The sequence below is a fragment of the Nostoc sp. XA010 genome (assembly GCF_020829625.1).
In the GTDB taxonomy this organism is placed as follows: domain Bacteria; phylum Cyanobacteriota; class Cyanobacteriia; order Cyanobacteriales; family Nostocaceae; genus Nostoc.
In genome coordinates this window covers 175869-198859 of the sequence record NZ_JAIVFX010000007.1, presented here as the reverse complement: position 1 = coordinate 198859, position 22991 = coordinate 175869, and the positions used below count along the sequence as shown (strand labels likewise).

The window sequence follows — 22991 nt, the reverse complement described above, 5'->3', positions numbered from 1 at the left end:
ACTTAATTTTGTGATGATAGGTTTGAATTTAAAGGCAGAGGGGCGCAAAGTTTTTGCTATGACGATACAGTTAGCCACGCATACCAATTTTCTAACCCAGCACCAGTGGTTGCAGAAACCTGAAAAATCTGAATTTTGGGATTTACTTTTTTAGCATATTCTATGCACTTTTGAGCATCAAATTGCACGTAAGGTAGCAAATCGATTTTCGTGAGAATCATGATGTCACTAGCACGGAACATGTGCGGATATTTTAGCGGCTTATCTTCTCCCTCCGTGACGGAGAGAATCACGACTTTTGCATTTTCTCCCAAATCAAATAAAGCTGGACAAACCAAATTTCCGACATTTTCAATCATCACAACTGAATTTAGTGGCGGATTTAGTTGTTGTAAACCCCTGTCTATCATTGATGCATCTAAATGACAACCTGTTCCGGTATTTATTTGGATGACTTTAGAACCTGTTTCTTTAATTTTTTTGGCATCATTAGCAGTTTCTTGATCGCCTTCAATGACACTAATAGATAATTGATGCTTTAAATCATTAATAGTGCGAGTTAAAAGAGTTGTTTTCCCAGCACCGGGAGAACTCATTAAATTTAAGGCGAGAATATTTCGACCTTTAAACCATCCACGATTTTGAGCAGCTATCAAGTTATTTTTTGCTAAAATATCCTGCTCTAAGGATATCGTTGTATTGTGTATTTTGGCATGAATTTGAGGTGCTTCTATATCAGTGTTATGACTGTGGTAATGATTGATGATAGTTCCATCTGGTAAAGTGTGAGTATGATTATGTTCACCTTCATCTGCTTCTAAATTCGTAATTTTTATTTCGCCATCATCAGAACAACCGCAGGTTACACACATAATTCCTCTATTTCTATTTCTTTAATTTTCAGTTCTTCACCAGTAATTAAATCTAATTGCACGCTTCCACAATTACAGATACCAAATAGTTTATCTAAAAAAATTTCTGCACCGCATTGGCGACATCGCCCTAATCCAGGAATTTCCAAAATTTCTAACGTCGCCCCTTCTAAAACTGTGCCTTGAATGCAAATATCAAAGCAAAATCGAATAGCGTCGGGCATAATGGCTGAAAGTTTACCAATTTCTAATAAAACTCGCTGCACTTTTGCGCCTTTGGCGTGTTCAGTCACAATTGCCACAATATTTTGGGTAATTCCAAGTTCGTGCATACAATAATATCTATTAAATATTAACAAATTCGTGGCAATTGGTCGCCTACCAGCATATCAACAATTCTTTCAGCACCAAAAGCTGTTTTTAATAATACGATACCTGCGGGTGAAGGAATAACTTCGCCAATAATACAAGCATCTTTGCCTGCTGGGTGTAATTTCATAGCTGATAAAACGTTTTCAGCATTCTTTTTTGGAACCACTACAACTAACTTACCTTCATTAGCTAAATACAACGGGTCTAAACCGAGGATTTCGCAAACTCCGTTGACTTCTTCTCGCACTGGGATAGATTCTTCGTACAGACGAATTCCCACATTTGAACTGAGGGCAAATTCATTTAATACTGTAGCTAAACCACCGCGTGTAGCATCTCGCATAGCATGAACTTGGGGACATACATGGAGAATATTTTCTACTAAACTATGCAACGGCTGACAATCACTTTCAATATTAGTCTCTAAGGCTAATTCCCCACGGGCAACTAAAATTGCTGTCCCATGATTACCTATTTCACCATTAATTATTATTGCATCTCCAGGTTTAATATTCTGGGCAGAAATACTAATTCCTCGCGGGATGATACCAATACCAGCAGTATTAATAAAGAGTTTATCGGCAGCACCTCGATGTACAACTTTTGTGTCACCAGTGACAATTTGAATACCCGCTTTTTCTGCGGCTGCTTTCATACTGTTTGCAACACGGCGTAAGGTTTCTACAGCTAATCCTTCTTCTAAAATTACGCTACAAGTTAGATATAAAGGTTTAGCACCGCTAACAGCTAAATCATTAACTGTGCCGTTGACGGCTAATTCTCCTATATCACTACCGGGAAAAAATAAAGGGTCTACAACATAAGAATCTGTTGTAAATGCGAGTCTGTCTCCTTGTTGGAGGAGAGGGGCTAAATTGAGGCTGGCTTGGTCTTCTAGTTGTGAGAGAATTGGGTTATCAAAATTGCTGACAAAGATTTCGTCTATTAAATCACGCATGGCTTTACCACCGCTACCATGTGCGAGAGTTATATGAGTGTCTTGCACTTTACCTTGGCGACGGCGGACTTGTTCTATTTTTTGGAATAGGGGATTTTGTATTGGGTTTGTGGGGGAAATGTTCATATTAAAATTTTTTTAAACGCAAAGGGACGCAGTAGACGCTTTTACGGCTTGCCGAGGCTGGGAAGCGCAGAGGTACGCGGAGTATTATAAGTCTGAGGAGAAGCCGCAGGCGGGGAGAGGTTCTTGAGTTATTTTTGGTTTTTGGGCAATTGTTCTTTTGGCAATAGTGGAGAGTCGCCCATATTTGTAATAGGCTGCACAAGCGCCTTCGGAAGATACCATGCAAGTACCGATTGGTGTTTCTGGTGTGCAAGCTGTACCGAATACTTTGCACTCCCAAGGCTTTAAGACTCCTTTGAGAATTTCTCCACATTTACAAGCTTTATGGTCGGCTACTTTGAGATTAGGAATGGTAAATTTAAGTTCGGCATCAAATTGGGCATATTCAGGTTGAATTTTTAATCCTGAATAGGGAATGTCACCTAAGCCACGCCAATCAAAACTATCTCGCACGGCGAAAACTTTGTTTATGGCTTGCAGGGCTACTTTGTTCCCACTTTTTTGGACAATTCGGTTATATTGGTTTTCGACTTCACAACGATTTTCTACTAGCTGTTGCAACAGCATCCAAATTGATTGGAGAATATCTAAGGGTTCAAATCCTGAGACAACAATTGGCTTATTATATTGTTGGGAAATAAATTCATAAGGGTCAGTGCCAATTACCATGCTGACATGGCCAGGGCCAACAAATCCATCTAGTTGTAAGTCGGGGTTATCTAATAGTGCTTTGAGGGCGGGAATCACGAGGACGTGATTGCTAAACAGACTAAAGTTATGAATTTTTTCGGCTGCTGCTTGCAGGATGGTGAAGGCGGTGCTGGGGGCTGTGGTTTCAAAGCCTAATGCGAAGAAGACTACTTCTTTGTCGGGGTTATCTTTGGCAATTTGCAGGCTATCTAGGGGAGAGTACACCATACGAATGTCTGCACCTTGTGCCCTGGCTTGCAGTAAAGTGGTTTTGGAGCCAGGAACTCGCATTGCGTCGCCAAAGGTGGCAAAAATGACGTTATGATTTTGGGAGATTGCGATCGCATCATCTAATCTCCCTTTTGGCATAACGCATACTGGACAACCAGGCCCATGAATTAGTTCAATGGTTTGGGGTAATATTTCTTCGATACCGTATTTAAATATGGAATGGGTATGCCCGCCACATACTTCCATGATTTTGATGGGTTTCTCTAGCTGGTTGCATAATTTGGCGATTTCGCGGCGTATGGCTTCAGCTTTTTCTGGTTCGCGGAATTCGTCAACATATTTCATAGGAAGTGAGGAGTATTGAGTTTTATGTATCTGTTAATTTCGCTTTTGTGGTAGGGAGTTTTTTAACGAACCGCGAAGGGCGCGTTCGCGTAGCGTCTCGTAGAGAAGAGAGAAAAAAAGAAAGATGTTTGAAACTCTTTTTCTGTGTGAGAAAAAATATTATTTAAGTATTAATTACTGCTTGTGCTGCTGCTAATTCTTGGAAGAGTTGTAATGTTTCTGCCGCTTCTTGTTCGTTAATTCGATTCATGGCAAAGCCAACATGCACTAGTACCCAATCGCCAATACAAGCTTCGGGAGGATGTTGTTCATCTACGATACAAGCAATATTTACTTCGCGCTTAACACCACCAATGTTAACTAGGGCTAGTTTATAGTTAACGTTGGTAATTTCTATAATTTGTCCGGGTATTCCTAAACACATTTTTTTATTTTTTAAGATAAACTAACCACAGAGGCGTGGAGAACACAGAGAGAATTCTTTGTGAGTTTTTTCAAAAATCAAGACTCATGTATGAATTGTGCGGCTGCAATAACTGCTTCTCCTAAAGATAACCCGCCGTCATTAGCTGGTACTAAGCTGTGAGTAAGTACTTTTATCCCCAATGTTTGTAATCGTTTGGTAACTTGCTCTAACAATATACAATTTTGAAATACTCCTCCTGTTAAAGCTACCTGATGAATCAGATTTTCTTGAGAAAGATGTTTAACCATTTGCACAATCGCATTAGCTAAACCTTTGTGAAATTTGGCAGCTATAACTGGTTGTGGAATCTGCTGCTGTAAGTCATAGAGCAATGCTTGCCACATTGGACGCGGGTCTATATAATAAATCCTATCTGAAAAGCTAAAGTTAAAAGGATAGATTAGCGTTTCTTCATTATTATTTAAGCTGCTAACATCTACTATAGCTTCCATTGCGATCGCAGCTTGTCCTTCATAGCTACATTCATCTCTATAAATACCGATAGCCGCAGCCACCGCATCGAACAACCGCCCCACTGAGGAGGCTGGAGGAGAGTTAATTCTGTTCTCTATAAGTTGATTTAGTAGTTTGAGTGGCTTACTTTTCAGAAATTTTACTATTTCTAAATCAGCATACTGTTGTTGGCAATCACCCCAAAAGTTAGCAGATATTAATTGAGCATAGGTATTACGCCAAGGCTGATATATCGCTTGTTCACCACCAATCATTGCTACTGGTTTAAATGTTGCTAGTCGCTGAAACTTTCGATAATCTGCTAAAAGAAATTCTCCGCCCCAGAGTGTACCATCATCACCGTAACCTAAACCATCTAAAGCAATGCCTAATACTGGAGGCGAATCTAGAGAAATGCTATTTTCTGCCATACAAGCGGCAATGTGGGCGTGATGATGTTGAATTGGATAGATTTTGATTTTATTTGTATCCGCAAGTTCTTTCCCAAGTTTGCTTGAGAGATATTCAGGATGTTTATCTATAGCGATTACTTCTGGTTTATGCTCAAATAAATTTAGGTATAAATTCAAAGTTTCTCGGTAAGCATTGAAAGCCGCAGCATTCTCTAAATCTCCCAGATGTTGAGAGAGAATTGCTTCTCCTTCATGCAATAAGCAAAAGGTATTTTTTAACTCACTACCCATTGCTAAAATTTGCGGTACATTCTCAAATCCCGGTGGTAAATTAATTGGTGCTGGTGCATATCCTCTGGCACGGCGAATTATTTGGACTTTATCGCCGATAACTCTCACTACCGAATCATCTACCCGATTAATAATCTCTCGATTGTGAAATAGAAAATAATCGGCAATTGTCCCTAATTTTTCTCTCGCTTCATCATTATCAATACATTGTGGTTCATCAGCAATATTGCCACTTGTTAAAACAATTGGGCGATTCATCCGCCGCAAAATTAAATGATGTAAGGGTGTATAAGGTAGCATGAAACCAAGGGTATTTTGCCCCGATGCTATCGATGGTACTACTTTTTTACCTGTCGCTTGTAGTAAAACAATTGGTGCAACAGAACTTGTCAATAATTTTTTCTCTTTGGCGTTGACACTACAATATTGTTCAATTACTTCAATATCCCGCGCCATTAAAGCAAAGGCTTTATGATAGCGCTTTTTACGCTGACGCAGTTTTTGTACAACGGTTTCCTGAGTTGCATCGCAAGCCAGATGAATACCACCTAAGCCCTTAATTGCTACAATCTCACCCTTTTGCAACAAGGTACAAACGGCATCAACATCATCCAACATGGAGAACATAGAAGCAGTAACCGATTTTCCATCGGCGCGTTCTAAGCAAGCTGAAGGGCCGCAAGCATGACAAGCAACAGGTTGAGCGTGAAAACGGCGGTTTTCGACATCGTGGTATTCCTTTGCACATTCTGGACATATAGCAAACGCAGACATACTGGTATTGCTTCTGTCATATGGAATCGCACGAATAATACTCAAGCGGGGGCCGCAATGAGTGCAGTTAGTAAATGGGTAACGATAAAAGCGGCTAAAAGGGTCGAATATTTCTTTTTGACATTGCGGACAAGTGGCTGCATCAGGGGTAATTTCTGTTTTAATGGCATTACTGACACTAGTAGAAATCACAAAATTATCAAATTTAAATTCACCTTTATAAATAATTCTTGTTAGTTGATTAATTTTTGCTAACGGTGGACATTCTGTTTGCAATCTGGCAACAAATTCGGTTATTGCCTCCTCACTACCAGATACCCGAATTAATACACCTTGGCCATCATTACAAACATCTCCACGCAAACCGCAAGCTTTAGCCAGACGATATACGGTAGGGCGAAATCCTACTCCTTGAACTGTGCCGCGAACTCTAATTTCTTCAGTCGCCATATAAATCTGACTTTCAAAAATTACGAATTACGAATTACGTAGCTTGCTTCTCGCCGGAGGCGAGTATTACGAATTATTAAACTGCCATAGCAAAATTCGATTATTTCCAGAATCAGCTATGACTGCTGTTTTGCCACAAATTTTTATCCCGTAACACCAATTTAAGCTGTCTCGTTTTGGTAGTCCGAAATTACGATTTTCACCTTTACTTTGAAAATTTATTTGTCCTGCAAGCGCATCTGCCGTCGCACCTTGCAGTGATAAAATTGATTCTGGCTTCTTCCATCCTAACAAACGAGAATTAGCAGTATCTGCAACTACTAACCAATCGCCAGCCACACCCACACCATAAGGCATACTCAAACTACTAGCACTTGGCAAATAAACTCCTTGATTCATTTCCACAAAATCAAAGCTTTTTTGTCCTAAAACTACTGCACAAGGTGTATTATTTTCTGTGGGTATTCTCTGCCAAATCATTACCCGGTGATTACCTGCATCGCTAACAACCAGATTTTCTCCCCAAAAGGTGATGTCGTGACACCAACGCATACTCGCTGCGGTTGGAGAACCACCGCCATTTTCATTGCGAGATATCATATCTGGTTGTCCCAAAACTACATCAGCAGGTTGACCATTTTCTGTTGGTAACTGATGCCAAATTAATACTCTTCGATTACCAGTGTCAGCAATAAATAGCTGTCCTTGATGATAAAAAACACCATAGGGCCAGTGCATTGTACTAGCAGATGCTGCTTGATTTCCTCGATTTGGTTCATTATCGGTAAAATTAACTTGCCCTAACACCAAATCTGCTGGAACATTGTTATCTTCTGGTAAGTTTTTCCAAATCAAAACCCGATGATTCCAAGCATCTGCTACAGCTAACCCTTCACCGCAAGCACAAATCCCTGTTGGTACACTTAAGGTTGCCCTTCCCGGTGTAGTTTTAGCATTTTGCCCCTCATGATAAAAGTCAGGTTGTCCAATTACCCAATCAGCCGATTGACTATCTCTGGTGGGTAAATTCTGCCATCCTAATAATCGATGATGTCCTGTATCTGATACCCATAAGGGGCCTGTTTCTGATAACAAGCAAGCACCACGAGGCCCAAACATTGTTGTGGCATTGGGTGCTACAGGTATGACTAATTGTTCTGGTTCAATAATGTTACCTAAAATTACCCTCGCACCTTGAGGTGATAGAGGTAAATATTGAGGATTTTCTGTTGCTTCTAGCGGTAATCGTGATATGGGATTAATTCTGATTGGGATATCCATGAACCGCAGATAGAGGCTGATAATTATTTAAAAACATTAATGTTGATTAGCATGTAACAACAGTAACGGTTTTGCATTATGCTTTTTTCAAATTCAGTTAAAACCTCTAATCAACTTATGTATTAATCAAGCTTAAAAAAATCAACATAGCTTTTAGTAACTTTTGCTACATAACGAATCTTTGGCATGAGTGCGGGATTTACAGAAATGAGAAAGCAAACTGGGGTTTGAGAAAGTAAAAGCTTATTTTACCTGCGGAAAACACTAAAATGAGTAAGTCAAATAACCTTTTGCTTGCGGAAAAAACTAAAATGAGTAAGCACAACTGGAGTTTGAATAAATAAAAGCTCATTTTGCTTGCGGAAAACACTAAAATGAGTAAGCAAAGTGGGGTTTGAATAAGTCAAATGACCTTTTGAGAAAGTAATATGGCTTTTTACTTTCTCAAAACACTAAAATCAATACCTAAATTACACAAATGAGAATGAATTCAGGAATATTGAGAAAGCATTCAGGCATTTTGTTTGCACAAAACACTAAAATGAATGCGCGAACTACTGAAATGAAAAAGCAAATTAGCGGTGATTAACTAATTGTCAAGTATATTTGCTGAAATCTTATCTTCGCATGCTCATTTTTGCAGTTTCACAAAAATCTTATCGTCTTTAATCTTTACTAGATACGACTGAAGCGAAACATCAGGTGCAGTTAAACATTTACCTGTCTCTAAACTGTACTGGAATCCGTGGGAAGGACAGGTAATAACCCCATTTTCAACTTTACCTTTTTCTAAGGGAGATCCTAGATGACTGCAAGCATTACGGTAACATCTTACCGTTATACCTTGACGATGTAAAATTAGTGAAGTACCAGCAAGTTGTACTGCCAAGATACTAAATTCAGGAACTTGATCAATAGTTGCCACTTTGATCCAGGTAGAAGTTATTTTTGAAGAGAATGGACTGATTAAACCAGAATTCCTGTTGTTAACAGTAGGGTTGTGATTTACTGCAACTATTTTGGTAACTTCGGGACAATGGTTTTTGATTGCCTGTTCTATTCCCTGAGATAAAGTTAAAGTAGAAGTCGGACAACTACTGCAAGTTCCTATTAATCTGACTTCTACGGTATCTGGTGGCTTAATTGCCACTAGTTCTACATCCCCATTATGGCTTTTTAAACCTGGGCGAACTTCTTCAAGGGCTGTCTGAATGCGCTGTGCTAATGGTGGTTTTGGTGGTTTAACTAGTTCGTGATAAAGTAGCACTCCATACACTACTTCATCAGCAACAGCATGGCGTAAAGCTGACATTGATTCTTGTTTGAGGCTTTTAATTAAATTAGTCAATGCAGCTTTATGCAAAGCCTCAATTGCTCTTTTCAGTCCTACTGCTACGCACCTTTGGCTTTCATCCCACTCGGATATAATCGCCTCAAAGCGGTTAATTTCCTGAACTAATTCTTCAAGCTTTGTCATTACTCATGGGGCATTGGGCATTGGGCATTGGGCATTGGGCATTGGGCATTGGGCATTGCTTATTCATAAATGACCAATGACAAATTACTTCATTTTGAAATCCTTAAGAAGAAATGGCATAATTATACCCGTCACTAAGCTAGATAATATTATTGGTAAGTAGAAGGGAATTGGAGCTTGTGCGAGTAACACTAACAGTAAAAAACCTACAGCACTACCAATAGTAGTTTGCTTGACAAAATATACTGGATCGCGTATTAGCTTTCCCTTGAAAAATAACTTGGCAGAATACCATCCTATTTCTAACATCTTTTCTCCTAATAATTTGTCAATAAGTTTAAAGCAGCAAGCCCTAAGAGAATGGCGGGAATTACACCAGCAGGGGCAAGTAATGCACCAAGCATTGCTGAAAACTGATAGCCTATATCTTTCCCAGCTAACAGCATTCCACCAATTGCACCACCGACCATAGACAATACTACTGCTATGATTAGCCACACTAATTCTGTTGCTATGTTCAGATCACCATCTGCTAAACTTGTGATAAAATTTATCACGTTTGGGTAGGTTAAAATATCTCTCATGCTATTTTGTCCTGATTGTTAGGAATTAGGGGAGTAGGGAGTGGGGAGTGGGAAGATGAGGGAGACAAAATAACTAACCTATCCCCTATCATTTATTCCCTATTCCCCTATTTCTGCTTCTACATCTTGTAGTGCTTGGGCTACTATCTCTGCTTGTCCCATTTGTTGGTATTTCGTAAATATTTCTAAAGCATCTTGATAGTAGATACGCGCTTGCAAAAGATTTTGAAGATTACCAGCTTCTGGTTTTTCCTGGTCATCTGGTAAGTTCAATAGAGCGTTGGCTTTGTTTGAAATTGTGTTAGCGTACTCTAGAGGTGTATCGTTGGCATTACGCACTTTTAGCGCTTCGTCATAAGCTGCGATCGCTCTTAAATTATTCTCCACAGGATGGGAACTCACTAAATATTGCAAAGCGTTACCTAAATTGTTTTGCAACATCGCATATTCTCTAGGATGGTCAATCAAATTAATATGCTTTAGTGCTACCTCAAATGATTGCACAGCTAACCCTTGACGCAAGTATTCCCGTTCCGATGCTAGGGGCATAGAAAGGTAAGCGATCGCAATATTGTTATACAAAATCGCGTATTCTTGGGGGTAATCTTCCCAGGTAAACACCCGCAACGCCTCATGATAAGCCTGGATGCTGTCGGTTATCCGCGCCAAATTGAACGGTACTAGCGACTGCAACACCAGCCCAAAATTCATCTGCGTCTCAGCTACTTCCTCTGGAGAAGCTAATTGCTGTAAAATCGGTAACGCCTCTTCATAACCGACTTTCGCTTGCAGCAGCAGTTGGTAGTCAGCATCCGGTATTGCCTGTAAAGTCCCTGCCATACCTACTTGCGCCCTGGCTTTCAGTAGGGGATACTCTTCACCACACATCTCATAGGCCCGGTAATATAACCCAACTGCATTTCGCAAGTCTTGGGCAGCTTTGGGCTTTTTTTGAAAACCCTGTGCTATTTCAATCAGCATTTGGATTTTTTCCTCTGCTGTGGCTGACTCCGATGCAACAGCTGCGATCGCAGCCTTCACCGCCGAATCTGTAATGCTGGGGATCATAACTCTGCCGTACTCTAGCCAATTGGGAATTGATGTCAACACCCATGAATGATCAAGACACGCTTAGGCGTCTAATCCGGGCCATACTGATTTACGCAGGCTTCGAGTCCTTTAGGCGGAATTCCCCTTTTTGTCTGAGACTAGGGATTAGTGACTGGGGGTTAGGAACTGGGGATTAGGGAAGAGTTTTCCCAGTACCCAATCCCTAGTCCCCAATCCCTAAAATATAAAACACCCTATTTCTAAAATTCTAGGGGGAAATTGCTAATATTAATGTCAGCTTTAAACACCTAATATTTTTAAAATGCTTTTTGTATCATCACCTAACACAATCCCAATATTCTTTATTGAATTGTTGACATACATAATATTTAGTGTATTCCAAATAGTCGCCACGGGATCATCGAAGTGTAAAATATGTTCATCAACTATAAAAATCGAAATCTTTAACTATCTTGACAAACTGAATTTGACTCGGTTATTGCATTAAAATCTGACTGCTTAAAATACTCATTTTTTTGCACGAATTAACAGCTAGCAGTAATTGTTACAGAGTTTTAACAGTAATGAATTCAGTCCGCGAGGTTATTTAACGTAAGTAAGTAAAAAACAATTTTCTTTTTACTATTTTTATTTGTTAAGTCTGTTACGAGTATAACAAACATAGTAATTTAAAATAATTTGGTTAAACTTTTAGCTATTGTTAATGATTAATTCTTTTTTAATGAAAGTGAATTAAACCAAAAAATATCTTAAGATTAAAAAATAAATATTGATAAACAGGTGAGACTTTACAACCATTATCACCTACATCATGCATGGTAAACAATACAAAAACACCTAGCCGATGACTAATGTACTATGGCTACAAGGTGGTGCTTGTTCAGGCAACACCATGTCATTTCTCAACGCCGAGGAACCGACAGTCTGTGATTTAATTGCCGACTTTGGCATCAATTTACTTTGGCATCCTTCCTTGGGAGTGGAACTAGGCAACAACTTGCAAACACTGCTACGGGATTGTATTTCTGGCACAATTCCTTTAGATATCTTGGTATTTGAAGGCAGCGTTGTTAATGCCCCCAACGGTACAGGCGAATGGAATCGGTTTGCCGATCGCGCCATGAAAGATTGGTTAGCAGACCTTGCTAAAGTTGCTAAATTTATCGTCGCCGTGGGAGACTGTGCCACCTGGGGAGGAATTCCCGCCATGTCACCTAACCCCAGCGAATCGGAAGGTTTGCAATTTCTCAAGCGTCAAGAAGGCGGTTTTTTAGGGAAAGATTTTCTCTCACAAGCCGGATTACCTGTAATTAATATACCTGGATGTCCCGCCCATCCCGACTGGATTACGCAGATATTAGTTGCGATCGCTACTGGACGCATAGCAGACATTGCTTTCGATGAACTAAATCGTCCCCAAACCTTCTTTAACAGCTACACCCAAACAGGTTGTACCCGTAACGTCCACTTTGCCTACAAAGCCTCAACCGCCGAATTTGGTCAGCGTAAAGGCTGTCTATTTTATGACTTGGGTTGTCGCGGCCCCATGACTCATTCTTCCTGCAACCGCATCTTATGGAATCGCGTCTCTTCCAAAACTCGCGTCGGAATGCCTTGTTTAGGTTGCACAGAACCAGAATTCCCCTTCTTTGACCTCAAACCCGGAACTGTATTCAAAACCCAAACAGTAATGGGAGTTCCGAAAGAATTACCGCCAGGAGTCAACAAAAAAGACTACGCCTTACTCACTATGGTTGCAAAAGATGCAGCGCCACCTTGGGCAGAAGAAGACTTTTTTACGGTTTAGTCATTGGTCATTAGAGGATGTTTGAAAAGTCTACGCTTGTATCGAGATCCCCCCTAGCCCCCCTTAAAAAGGGGGGAATAACCTTCTCAAAGTCCTCCTTTTTAAGGAGGATTTAGGAGGATCTAAGTTTTTGGATACCTCAGCCACCATTTTCAAACAACCTCTTATTGAACAACAAATGACCAAAGACAAATAACAAATGACAAAGGACAAATGACAAATGACAATTCAATCATTAGATATTTCGCCCGTTGGTAGAGTTGAAGGCGATTTAGATGTCCGAGTTGACATTGAGAATGGGCGGGTAGTCAACGCTTGGACACACGCCGAATTATTTCGCGGATTTGAAGTTATCCTACGCGGTAAAGACCCCCAAGCCGGATTAATAGTCACACCTCGCATTTGCGGTATTTGCGGCGGTTCTCACCTGACTTGTGCATCTTGGGCATTAGATACAGCTTGGGAAACAGAAGTTCCTCGCAATGCAATTTTGGCGAGAAATCTTGGTCAAATTGTCGAGACAATTCAAAGCATCCCCCGCTATTTTTATGGACTGTTTGCTATTGATTTAACAAATAGAAAATACCGCAATAGTCGCTTTTATGAGGAAGCTGTTAAACGTTTTGCCGCCTTCACTGGCAAATCTTACGAACTAGGCATAACAATTTCCGCTAAACCCGTAGAAATTTATGCACTGTTGGGCGGACAATGGCCCCACAGCAGTTATATGGAAAGCAATTGGGGAATTGCTTATATAGTAAGGATTTGCCAGGATATGTGTAATGATTCCCTGGTTTTTCCTTAAATTAGGCGATAAATCCACGGTCAGCTACACCATAAGCAAAGATAGCTAGCAGTAAATCCATTTATTTTTCTCTGTTAAAAGTTATTTGCTTTTCTCAGGTATTACCTAATTTTTCCCTAACCCTAGATTAGCGATCGCAGTTAAGGAAGTCCAAGGCAAGTAGTTAAGTATAATTATTTTCTTTATATTGAAGTATAAAGCAGGATTTTTCTCAATATAAATGCGTAAATAGTAATATCGGAGTTTAAATAATCACAGGTCAGGTTATGTATAGAAGTATTGATTTTTTTGGATATTGAGCGATCGCTTTTCTCAAAGATGTTTAACGGTGAAATTATTGAGTTTTTAGCAGAAATACATGGTACGATCAGACGAATTGGCAAAAATGCACTAGCCACATAATGAATTACAGAAACTATATCACAATTGAAGCGAATAAACGCGGTGGTAAGCCTTGTGTGCGTGGCTTGCGAATTACAGTTTATGAGGTGCTTGAATACCTAGCTTCCGAGATGACCGAAGCAGAAATTCTTGATGATTTTCCCGATCTAACGCGAGAAGATTTAAAAGCTTGTATTGCTTATGCGGCTGACCGTGAACGTCGGCTTATGATTTCTCCATTATCAGCATGAAATTACTGTTTGATGAAAACTTATCCCCTAAATTATCCACTCGTTTGAGCGATCTTTTTCCAGACTCACTTCATGTTCGAGATGTAGGCATGAAAGCAACAATAGACCCGATAGTTTGGAATTATGCAAAAGATAATGATTTGATGATCGTCTCGAAAGATGCTGATATGCACGATCTAAGTTTACTGTTTGGAAATCCCCCAAAAGTCATCTGGCTTAGATTTGGAAACTGTTCTACCTTACAAGTTGAAAATTTACTGCGTCGGGAGTTCAGCACGATTAAATTATTTTATGAAGATGAAAATTCATCATTGCTTGCCCTCTCATAATCGCACTAAAAAATTGGAACTGCGTTCAAGCCAGTGTCAATAATATTAAGTAATAAGGTGCGTTACATTGCATTTACGCACCCTACAAGATCGGCGATCGCACTCTTTACAAAGCTTGTTGTGTCTGTATATTACCAGAATTGTCGAAGTTAACAACAGTTGCCGCTCCTGTTGAGGCGTTATAGAACAAGATAACACCATCACGGATCTTCGTTACGCGAGTCCAACCCCCAGCAAAGGTATAACCTTGTTGTGTCTGTATATTACCAGAATTGTCGAAGCTAACAACAGTTGCCGCTCCTGTTGAGGCGTTATAGAACAAGATGACACCATTACGGATCTTCGTTAAGTGAGTCCAACCCCCAGCAAAGGTATAGGTTCTGAGTGTCTGCACATTACCAGAACCGCCGAGGATGCTAGCAACAGTTGCCGCTCCGTTTGTAGAGTAAAAAATAACGACGTTATCGCGAATTGATTCTATACTAGTCCAGTTCCCAGCAAGATTTGCGGAAGCAGGCAAACTACCAGTTAAAATTGCCCCGCCTAAAGTTAAGACTAATCCAGCTAAAGCAGGTGTAGCAAAATAAGCGAGTTTCTTGAGCGATAGATTCATGAGATTCATGGCAGTTTTCTCCGTAGATTTTGAAGCGAACTCAAAAGGCTATGGAACTTACACCTGGACTTTCAGTCCAGAGTGGTTAAGTTGAGTCGGAGTATTTATGATTTTTAGAGTATTATACGGAATTATTATACGGAATTTTCCTGCCAAACATTATTACGAAAGATGAAGTTTTTGCAATCATTCAAAAATTATATGGAGTACATCAACTTTTAATCAAATTACTTTATGGCACTGGTTTTCGATTAAATGAAGCCTTAAATTTACGGGTTAAAGATGATGTCAAAACCACCATGATTTATACCCACGTTCTTAACCGTGGTGGTAAAGCTGTCCGCAGTCCTCTGGATTGTTAGACATTCTCCGAGAATTTCAACTTTTCAACTTCCAACTTCAACCTTTCATTCTCCATCCTGAGCGCCAATATTTCATTTTTTTGCAACTCAATTAACGACTTTTGACTAATTACCTCACCAAAGGCTTTTTTCCGGTTTTCAATGCCAAACCATCTTTGATAGGTTTTTGTATGTTCATCAACAGTATGACCTAAATTGTCTGCTGCGGCTTTGATGGGTATTCCCTGAAGATGCGCTCGAATCGCACAAGCATGACGCAAATCGTAGGGTTGAAACTCAATTCCCACTTTTCTAAACCATCTGGATATATCTCTCCGCATCCAATTAATATTTTGCACAGATGCAATTTTTGTCACCTTGTTTTCTAAAATATTTAATGGTTTGGGGTTTTTTAAATCAAATAATTCTATCCATTCACGAACAAAAGGAATAACTTCTCGATATCCAGTTTTTGTATTCTTATTGACTTTCCAAGTATGGTCTATATTTTGGGGACACATCCACCAGTTAATATCTGGTTCGACAAATAATTCCCTTGGTCTTAACCCAAAGGTTGCCAACATTCCATATACCCAACGCCACATTTCCCAGGTGTCTATTTCATCAGTGATATTTGTATTTTTGCGATTGAGGGCGAATTTTTCAAATAGGTCAAAAGAAGATACTATTTTATCATTTTCAGGTATTTCTCGATGGGCAGGAGTGACATGATCCCGTCTCACATCAAGTATAAATCCCAACTGAAAGGTTTTAATAAAAACAGAAGTTACCGCAATTAATTCATTTTTTTTATTTCCCTGAAATGAATTAATAATTTCCTCAAAATGATTTTTTGTTGACAAAGTTGTTAAAGGAAAGTTTCTTTTAATAACGGATATATAGTTAGCAAAAGTATTTTGACTGGTTATAGTTTTCTGACGGGTTTGATAATATTTTTCATCAAATGTATCTAATAATTCCCCAATAGTTTTTATCTCTTGCTTTTCTCTAGATTTAATTCCTAAATACTTCTCATTCCACTCGAAAGTATGGCGAGCGATTAATTTACCCAACTCGTAACTTTCCTCGATCGCAGTTTTCAGTCCCTCTAAATTTGCTGGTATCCCTAGAGACAAGTCATACTGTTTTTTTTCCTTACCCAAGCTGCGTTCGCTTCTCTGCGAGACGCTTTGCGAATGTCCGCCGTAGGCATCGCCTGGTTTTAACGGTAGGGTAGCCCGTAACTGGAGAGAATTCCCAGTTTGTTTAATGCTAACTCTAATTCTATCCCTCTTTAAATTAGTATTGGCTTCGACTAACTTCTGCTCAAAAACTTCTTGATAGTGTAATTCCGTTGCTTTTATTTTCGCCATTGTTCCTCTGTAGCTGCCATCTGTGGTGTTCTGCGGCTCAAAATCTGCAAAAATATCGGCGAAAAAGTCCCTTGAGTCTGCATTTGCATCCTCATCTGTAGATGGGGGATATGTCTCCGATATTAAGTTTTGCCGATGCCTGCGGCTGGCTGCGCCTACGCGATCATCTTGGTTTTGATTTTGCCCGCTCATTCCCTAAATATTCCCTTATTTATAAGCTGAAATGGTGAAGATAAAATGTTATTGCCGAGCAAAATTACTTTATGCAATAAGTTACTCAGGAACATTTTTAGCATATCACCAGTTACCACAGCAGTTATATGGTGCCTGGTGGCGTGATGTGCGCCCCAACCCTTACAGACATTACCCGCGCTTGGGCAATTCTGGAATACTTCCGCACCAATTGGTTAGAACCAGTGTGGTTAGGTTGTTCTTTAGAACGCTACGAACAAATCCAAACTTATGATGACTTTAGAGATTGGTTGGATGAAGACCGCAATCATCGAGATTCCGACTTAGGTTTTTATTGGCGCATGGGTTTAGATATCGGTCTAGATAGATATGGTGCTGGTGTTGGTAAATATGTCACTTGGGGATATTTAGCCCATGAAGATAAATACCAAAAACCGACTATTGAAGGACGCAATGCGGCAATGATCATGAAAAGTGGAGTGTACGACAGCTTCGCAGACACTCACACCTTAATGGATCAGTCATTTACCCGCGAGAATACAACTCACTCCTGGTACGATGAGGGCACAGATGATATTCACCCTAGCGATCGCACCACTAAACCTACTGCAATTAATACAAAAGACTTCGATAACGCCTACTCTTGGTCGAGTGCAGTCCTTCACAAAGACTTCGGACGCTTGGAAACTGGCCCCTTAGCGCGTCAATTAGTAGCCGGTGGTAAACATGGCGAATCTTGGCAACACTACGACGGCTTTATTCTAGATGTATTCAAGGAGATGGGTGGTGCTAGTATTCATGTGCGTCAGCTAGCACGAGTTCACGAACTTGTCAAGTTATATCGGCAAGCTGAACACTGTTTACGCGAATTCAAATTAAATGACCCCTGGTATATCAAACCCACAGAAAAAGATGGCAAGGGCTGGGGTGCAACGGAAGCAGCACGCGGTTCTTTATCTCACTGGGTAGAAGTGGAGGGCGGTAAAATTAAGAATTACCAAGTGATTGCCCCTGGTACTTGGAATATCGGCCCTCGTGACGGTGAAGGTATCCGCGGCCCCATTGAAGAAGCTTTAATTGGCACACCCATTTACGATTCTAGCGACCCTGTGGAAGTTGGTCATGTGGCGCGATCGTTTGATTCATGTTTGGTGTGTACAGTCCACGCCCATGATGCTAAGACTGGTGAGGAGTTAGCGCGTTTTCGCACTGCTTAATTCTCAATTATCAGATTGTCTAGCATAAACCACATTGAGTTACACTCGCTCTACAAGTGGTTGCAATTTTACTAGACATACTTTGTATGGTTGAAATTATTCAGATACCTGTTGAACTGACTCACTTTCAACTTCTTGAAGCTGTCCAAGAGCGTCTACAATTTTTGCTAGATCGCTAAGATGTAGGCGAAGCGCTTACCCTTGGAGAACGACGAGAAGCAGAAGGGCTGGTTGAGCTGGCAGAGTTTTTATCTCTGCTGCATTTACGTTCAAAGCGTGTAATGCAGCAGGGATAAAGGCTTCGTTCGCATTTGCTATTTCAGCGAACGCATTTGCTATTTCAGCGAACGCATTTGCTATTTCAGCGAACGCATTTGCTATTTCAGCGAACGCATTTGCTATTTCAGCGAACGCATTTGCTACTTCGGCGAACGCATTTGCTATTTCAGCGAACGCATTTGCTATTTCGGCGTTCGCATTTGCTACTTCGGCGTTCGCATTTGCTATTTCGGCGTTCGCATTTGCTATTTCAGCATTCGCTGCTGATCATTGCGTTTATCCCCAAACAACGGATTGACTTAGACAATCTAGATTCTGAGGATAGGGAAAGAGTCTATGAGAACTAGGCGATCGCCTTCAACAGTCACAATATCTTTACCTACAATTTCTCAATTCTGAAAAATACAAGGGGGTTGCCATTCACGATTTTTTCGTCCACCTTTGTCATACCTATTCTTTCTGTTAATTTTTGTGATTCAAGGTTTGGGCGATCGCAGCTTGCTAAAAGATACTGATAGTTAAGTTCATTAAAACAATACTCCAACATCTTGGTTGCCGCTTCGGTAGCATAGCCTTTTTTGGTTGCTTCAGGCAGCAAAGCATAAACTAATTGGGGCTGTTCTTCATCAAAGAAATCCCACAAACCAACAAATCCAATGATTTCTTGCTGATTTTTAGTTTCAATAAACCATAAACCAAGTTTTTTTTCTTCAAAATTATTCTGGCTTTGTATCACCATTTCTTCAACCTGTTGCAATGGAAAAATTTTGTCATCGCACAAATACTTTCTAACGTATGAGTCAATGAGAATAGTATGTAGTGTGTTCAATCCACTCTTCAAAATTGGTTTTAACAACAGCCTCTGAGTTTCAAGTATTAAAGTCATTGGTTTAGACCTCACTCTAACTCCAGCATTTTTCAGAACAGAAACATTATACCAATTCGCAATGGGCTTCTCTGCAAGACGCTAAAAGCGTACAGCTTGCTGGATCTGTGGATTCTCTACTTTTTAAGGGCGCAATCTCTTGCGCCCCTAAGATAGGATATTTTTTTAACTGGTAGTCCGAAAGATGCCGAAAGCGCAGAAACAAAAAGGTAAAAAACGAAATATTAAGCTAGGGAAATACACATAGTATTAAACCCTTAGAATATTTGTTGCTATTCGCTGTGCTACATCTTTATTTTGCCAATAACTTCCGTGAGCGCTGCCGCCATTTGCCAAAGCCAAAAACGTTTGTCGGATGGGGGGAGTTTGAGCAAATAAATTTAAGAAACCAGAGTCACTAGTAAGAACGTCTTCTACCTTAACGTAAGAACCAGAATTGGGAATTAACTTGATGATGACATTTTCTAGCGGCCAAGCAATTGGATCGCCAGGATGTATAAAATTGAGCCAAGACAACTCTCGATCTCCTTGGGTAAGGTTCTTCAACAAATTACTTAAACCAGGGCTGATGTCATGAGTACTTTCATCATTAGCATTTCTACCATTGATACTAATTAGGCTAAACAAGGCGATGGGAGAACCCATAGTCTGGATGCTAGCTAGTCGGATACCTTCTTTAGGCTTGTCCCCAACGCCATAAAGCTTATCTCGAATATCTTTTACACTCTGATAGCCAGGAATTTCCTGATTATCCCAACGGCTGGCAAACAGAATGTCAAATAGTACAATTGTCCCCCAACTATGAGTCACCAAATGTAGGCGATCGTCCTGTTTATACTTTTCTAAGCCTTTAAATGTTTGCTTTTTGAGTTGGTCAGCCGCCATTGATCCAATTAGGCGACTGATGTACAGTCCTCCATCCCCGACAAATTGCAATATTTGCTTCTGGCGAAAATCTTGAAACCAGAGTTGGTTCCACTTAGACGAGCCTTTCAGGTTTGTTAGTAGTTCATTTAAGGCGCTTTGGTTGACATCACCCCAGTAAAGAGGCACTTTGATGCATTCACGATTACGATCTTTCTGCCGGACTAGCTCAACAATCAAGTTAAACAACTTATCGGCATAGGTGTAATTCTGGTTCCTTTCGTTTTCTTTCGATTCCCGTACATTTACGCCATGCAGAAATAAAACATAATCTTTTCCCATAACTAACTCTGCCTTCTTTAAACTAATTAATCAAAGTGGGTGATAATATTCTTAAGATTCCCATGATAGATACAACTTGAATACATCTGTAAATATTCTTTAAAATATATCCTTATAATTGTGGTTTTCCCGTTAATCGACAATTATTTCACTATGATGGGCATCATTGCTCTACTTTAGGATGATTTTTGCTTGAGATATCTAATAATCTAACTATTTATTCAACAGTCGTAGCGTAACACACCAAAACTTCTAGAAACGATGCGTTAGGCTTGCCTTAATGCATTTGCATAAAACAGCAATTTACACGGTAAGCTTGTGTCTGATTTAGCGCTACATAATTATCTCCCTCGCGTTCCCGATGCAGCATTGCAAGAATACATAGAATGGTGTGTTTTAGAGCAGGCTCAAGCCGCAGAATGTAACTTTACTCCCGATAGAAGTAAGTTAGATAATTTGCCACCAGAAGACTATGTTCCTAAACTTGTCGAGCAGTTCATGAAAGTTAAACCAGACCCAATTAAAGCTGGTTTGGTAGCTGCGATCGCTGGCAAGGAAGCTGACAAACACGCTTTATCCGGTTTAGCGATCGCTGCTGATTTTGTATCTCTTTATGTCAAGTATTTAATTCCTAAAGAAGGAAGTACTAAAGAACAGGCTGAAGAGATATTAACTAAAGCGTCACAAGATCAGTGTGAGAAACTTACTGAAATTGCCAAGAAACATGGCGTAGATTTATAGTTTCCGACTGATAAATTATTTTTCAGAGGCTTTGTCTGTCCTATCAGTCAGAGCCTCATATTTTGCAGATTATGGCAAAAACTCGAAATAATCAGTTTTAGCAGAAGCTTGATGATGAGTTGTTCTTAGTCTTATACCTTTACTATGACCTTAAGCTTTAAACTATGCTTCACTGCATTTATACATACAGTGCAACCTCTTATTTTATAATTTAGGAAACATATTATTAGTTTATAGTTAAATGGACAGAATCGTAGTTAACTCTCACATTCATTTCGGTAAACCTTGCATCGCAGGAACACGCATCACTGTACAAAGCATTCTTGAACTACTCAATGACGGACTTTCATTTGAAGAAATTATCCGAGACTACTATCCAGACCTACAAATTGAAGATATTCGTGCCTGCTTAGGATACGCGATCGCTTTAGTGGCCGCTGAAGACATTCGCTTAGTATCTATTTGAGCATGAGATTATTACTAGATCAAGATGTGTATGCTGTGACAGCAAGGTTTCTAGTTGATACCGGACATGATGTAGTTCTTGTTGCTCAGATTGGTCTTTCGCAAGCAAGTGATGAAGAAATACTTAGAACAGCACAGGAACAATACCGTATTCTCATCACGCGAGGTAGAGACTACGGAAATCTTGTTTTTGTTAGAGCAATGGGATCTGGAGTAATCTATCTCCGAATCCTACCTACAACTGTGAATAAAGTTCATAACGAACTGGTACGAGTTATAGAAACTTACTCAGAAATCGAATTAGTAGGCGCATTTGTAGTTGTACAACCAGATGGACACAGGTTTAGAAAAGTATCTTTGTAAAAGCTTAAACAATTAAATCTCATCCCATGCTTACTATTATCGGTTGCGGCAATCTAAATCGCAGTGACGACGCAGTAGGCGTAATCATTGCCCAACGCTTACAGAAATATCTAGCTGAAAATCCTCATCCTAAAGTACAAGTATATGACTGTGGCACCGCAGGGATGGAAGTAATGTTTCAAGCTAGAGGTAGTAAAGAATTAATAATTATTGATGCAAGTTCAACTGGTTCTGAACCGGGTGCTGTATTTAAAGTTCCAGGAAAAGAACTGGAAGCTTTGCCAGAACCTAGTTATAACTTGCACGATTTTCGTTGGGATAATGCTTTAGCCGCCGGACGGAAAATCTTTCAAAATGACTTTCCCCAAGAGGTGACAGTTTATTTAATTGAAGCGGCAAATCTTGCTTTTGGACTAGAATTAAGTCCTGCTATTAAACATTCTGCTGATTTAGTTTTTAAAGAGGTAGCTGCACTCATCAGCCAAAATAATGAGTAGAAATTTTAAACTCCTAACTCTTCTCTTATGCCCAATCCCGATAAACAGACAGTTCATCTACCCTCATTTCAAAAGGTACGCCTTGACTCTCTGGCGGACAAACACGGATTTTAGCACTGCTGACAATCCCATATAGTAATGTCCCCATTGGCACGATTTTTTGCAAAATACGCCAATTAGTAACTTGATCGGGACACTCAATAACCAATGTTAGAGCATTGGCAGGGGTTGTGACATACCACCGACAATTAGATAGAAGATTTTGAATCGTGCGATCGCACGATTCATAAAAGTATCTGCTAATAGAATCCTCTAGCTGTTGCCGCAGTATAATATCCGCAGATGTCGGTTGTATTGGATGTGAGTCATCACCATTGAAGTAATACATCTT

At 39.9% G+C, this 22991-nt stretch carries 24 protein-coding genes and 2 pseudogenes; 10 read left to right on the top strand and 16 right to left on the bottom strand.

Features of this window, described 5'->3' with window-relative positions:
- Positions 1 to 56: 56 nt before the first annotated feature.
- The 11 genes from hypB to LC608_RS13305 all read right to left on the bottom strand — a co-directional run bounded on the left by hypB (position 57) and on the right by LC608_RS13305 (position 10851).
- Positions 57 to 872, bottom strand: a complete 816-nt coding sequence (gene hypB, locus LC608_RS13355) for a hydrogenase nickel incorporation protein HypB (RefSeq protein ID WP_229554002.1) — start codon at positions 870 to 872, stop codon at positions 57 to 59.
- Positions 863 to 1204, bottom strand: coding sequence for a hydrogenase maturation nickel metallochaperone HypA (locus LC608_RS13350; protein WP_229554001.1), 342 nt, complete (start codon positions 1202 to 1204; stop codon positions 863 to 865). Before LC608_RS13350 ends, hypB begins: the two co-directional genes overlap by 10 nt.
- Positions 1205 to 1224: 20 nt before the next feature.
- Positions 1225 to 2328, bottom strand: coding sequence for a hydrogenase expression/formation protein HypE (gene hypE, locus LC608_RS13345; RefSeq protein ID WP_229554000.1), 1104 nt, complete (start codon positions 2326 to 2328; stop codon positions 1225 to 1227).
- 84 nt (positions 2329 to 2412) lie between these two features.
- On the bottom strand, positions 2413 to 3594 hold the full coding sequence (gene hypD, locus LC608_RS13340; RefSeq protein ID WP_229553999.1) for a hydrogenase formation protein HypD: 1182 nt from the start codon (positions 3592 to 3594) through the stop codon (positions 2413 to 2415).
- A gap of 163 nt (positions 3595 to 3757) precedes the next feature.
- A complete protein-coding gene (locus tag LC608_RS13335) occupies positions 3758 to 4018 on the bottom strand; it encodes a HypC/HybG/HupF family hydrogenase formation chaperone (RefSeq protein ID WP_229553998.1) in 261 nt (86 codons plus the stop codon).
- A 77-nt stretch (positions 4019 to 4095) separates the two neighbouring features.
- Positions 4096 to 6441: a carbamoyltransferase HypF gene (gene hypF, locus LC608_RS13330; RefSeq protein WP_229553997.1), complete on the bottom strand. Its 2346-nt coding sequence runs from the start codon at positions 6439 to 6441 to the stop codon at positions 4096 to 4098.
- A 66-nt stretch (positions 6442 to 6507) separates the two neighbouring features.
- Positions 6508 to 7722: a hypothetical protein gene (locus LC608_RS13325; protein ID WP_229553996.1), complete on the bottom strand. Its 1215-nt coding sequence runs from the start codon at positions 7720 to 7722 to the stop codon at positions 6508 to 6510.
- Positions 7723 to 8353: 631 nt separating this feature from the next.
- Entirely contained in the window at positions 8354 to 9199 is an 846-nt protein-coding gene (locus LC608_RS13320) for a NifU family protein (protein WP_229553995.1), read from the bottom strand.
- A gap of 84 nt (positions 9200 to 9283) precedes the next feature.
- A complete protein-coding gene (locus LC608_RS13315) occupies positions 9284 to 9508 on the bottom strand; it encodes a hypothetical protein (RefSeq protein WP_229553994.1) in 225 nt (74 codons plus the stop codon).
- An 8-nt stretch (positions 9509 to 9516) separates the two neighbouring features.
- A complete protein-coding gene (locus LC608_RS13310) occupies positions 9517 to 9783 on the bottom strand; it encodes a hypothetical protein (protein WP_229553993.1) in 267 nt (88 codons plus the stop codon).
- Positions 9784 to 9882: 99 nt separating this feature from the next.
- A complete protein-coding gene (locus LC608_RS13305) occupies positions 9883 to 10851 on the bottom strand; it encodes a hypothetical protein (protein ID WP_229554101.1) in 969 nt (322 codons plus the stop codon).
- Between the two features lie 847 nt (positions 10852 to 11698).
- Between LC608_RS13305 and LC608_RS13300 the strand changes: the two genes are divergently transcribed.
- The 4 genes and pseudogenes from LC608_RS13300 (at position 11699) to LC608_RS13285 (ending at position 14427) form a co-directional block, all read left to right on the top strand.
- Positions 11699 to 12661, top strand: a complete 963-nt coding sequence (locus tag LC608_RS13300) for a hydrogenase small subunit (protein ID WP_229553992.1) — start codon at positions 11699 to 11701, stop codon at positions 12659 to 12661.
- 220 nt (positions 12662 to 12881) lie between these two features.
- Positions 12882 to 13391: pseudogene (locus LC608_RS13295) on the top strand (nickel-dependent hydrogenase large subunit); the annotation flags it as partial.
- Between the two features lie 476 nt (positions 13392 to 13867).
- A complete protein-coding gene (locus LC608_RS13290) occupies positions 13868 to 14098 on the top strand; it encodes a DUF433 domain-containing protein (RefSeq protein ID WP_114083639.1) in 231 nt (76 codons plus the stop codon).
- Positions 14095 to 14427 (top strand): DUF5615 family PIN-like protein, encoded by a 333-nt coding sequence (locus LC608_RS13285; protein WP_229553991.1) that lies wholly within the window; start codon positions 14095 to 14097, stop codon positions 14425 to 14427. The genes LC608_RS13290 and LC608_RS13285 overlap by 4 nt, the downstream gene beginning before the upstream one ends.
- 106 nt (positions 14428 to 14533) lie before the next feature.
- Here LC608_RS13285 and LC608_RS13280 read toward each other — a convergent pair whose 3' ends face one another.
- Positions 14534 to 15049, bottom strand: coding sequence for a hypothetical protein (locus tag LC608_RS13280; RefSeq protein WP_229553990.1), 516 nt, complete (start codon positions 15047 to 15049; stop codon positions 14534 to 14536).
- A 134-nt stretch (positions 15050 to 15183) separates the two neighbouring features.
- Between LC608_RS13280 and LC608_RS37540 the strand changes: the two genes are divergently transcribed.
- Entirely contained in the window at positions 15184 to 15402 is a 219-nt protein-coding gene (locus LC608_RS37540) for a tyrosine-type recombinase/integrase (protein WP_374108400.1), read from the top strand.
- On the opposite strand, the gene LC608_RS13275 is transcribed toward LC608_RS37540, so the two are convergent.
- Positions 15399 to 16946, bottom strand: a complete 1548-nt coding sequence (locus tag LC608_RS13275; protein WP_374108396.1) for a site-specific integrase — start codon at positions 16944 to 16946, stop codon at positions 15399 to 15401. The genes LC608_RS37540 and LC608_RS13275 overlap by 4 nt on opposite strands.
- A gap of 116 nt (positions 16947 to 17062) precedes the next feature.
- Here LC608_RS13275 and LC608_RS13270 point away from each other — a divergent pair.
- Positions 17063 to 18163, top strand: a pseudogene (locus LC608_RS13270) (nickel-dependent hydrogenase large subunit); the annotation flags it as partial.
- Positions 18164 to 18821: 658 nt separating this feature from the next.
- Here LC608_RS13270 and LC608_RS13265 read toward each other — a convergent pair.
- Together LC608_RS13265 and LC608_RS13260 are read right to left on the bottom strand one after the other, a co-directional pair.
- Entirely contained in the window at positions 18822 to 19328 is a 507-nt protein-coding gene (locus LC608_RS13265; protein WP_229553989.1) for a GNAT family N-acetyltransferase, read from the bottom strand.
- Between the two features lie 249 nt (positions 19329 to 19577).
- Entirely contained in the window at positions 19578 to 20534 is a 957-nt protein-coding gene (locus tag LC608_RS13260) for a hypothetical protein (protein ID WP_229553988.1), read from the bottom strand.
- A gap of 318 nt (positions 20535 to 20852) precedes the next feature.
- Between LC608_RS13260 and LC608_RS13255 the strand changes: the two genes are divergently transcribed.
- From LC608_RS13255 to LC608_RS13240, 4 genes are all read left to right on the top strand, one after another.
- The gene (locus tag LC608_RS13255; RefSeq protein ID WP_229553987.1) at positions 20853 to 21275 is read left to right on the top strand and encodes a hypothetical protein; all 423 of its coding nucleotides are present in this window, start codon (positions 20853 to 20855) and stop codon (positions 21273 to 21275) included.
- Positions 21276 to 21516: 241 nt separating this feature from the next.
- Positions 21517 to 21741: a DUF433 domain-containing protein gene (locus LC608_RS13250; RefSeq protein ID WP_196524998.1), complete on the top strand. Its 225-nt coding sequence runs from the start codon at positions 21517 to 21519 to the stop codon at positions 21739 to 21741.
- Between the two features lie 2 nt (positions 21742 to 21743).
- Positions 21744 to 22103 carry a DUF5615 family PIN-like protein gene (locus LC608_RS13245; protein ID WP_229553986.1) on the top strand — a complete coding sequence of 120 codons (360 nt, stop codon included), beginning with the start codon at positions 21744 to 21746 and terminating at the stop codon, positions 22101 to 22103.
- 26 nt (positions 22104 to 22129) lie between these two features.
- A complete protein-coding gene (locus LC608_RS13240) occupies positions 22130 to 22600 on the top strand; it encodes a hydrogenase maturation protease (protein ID WP_229553985.1) in 471 nt (156 codons plus the stop codon).
- A 25-nt stretch (positions 22601 to 22625) separates the two neighbouring features.
- On the opposite strand, the gene LC608_RS13235 is transcribed toward LC608_RS13240, so the two are convergent.
- Positions 22626 to 22988 carry a hypothetical protein gene (locus tag LC608_RS13235; RefSeq protein WP_229553984.1) on the bottom strand — a complete coding sequence of 121 codons (363 nt, stop codon included), beginning with the start codon at positions 22986 to 22988 and terminating at the stop codon, positions 22626 to 22628.
- Between the last annotated feature and the right edge of the window lie 3 nt (positions 22989 to 22991).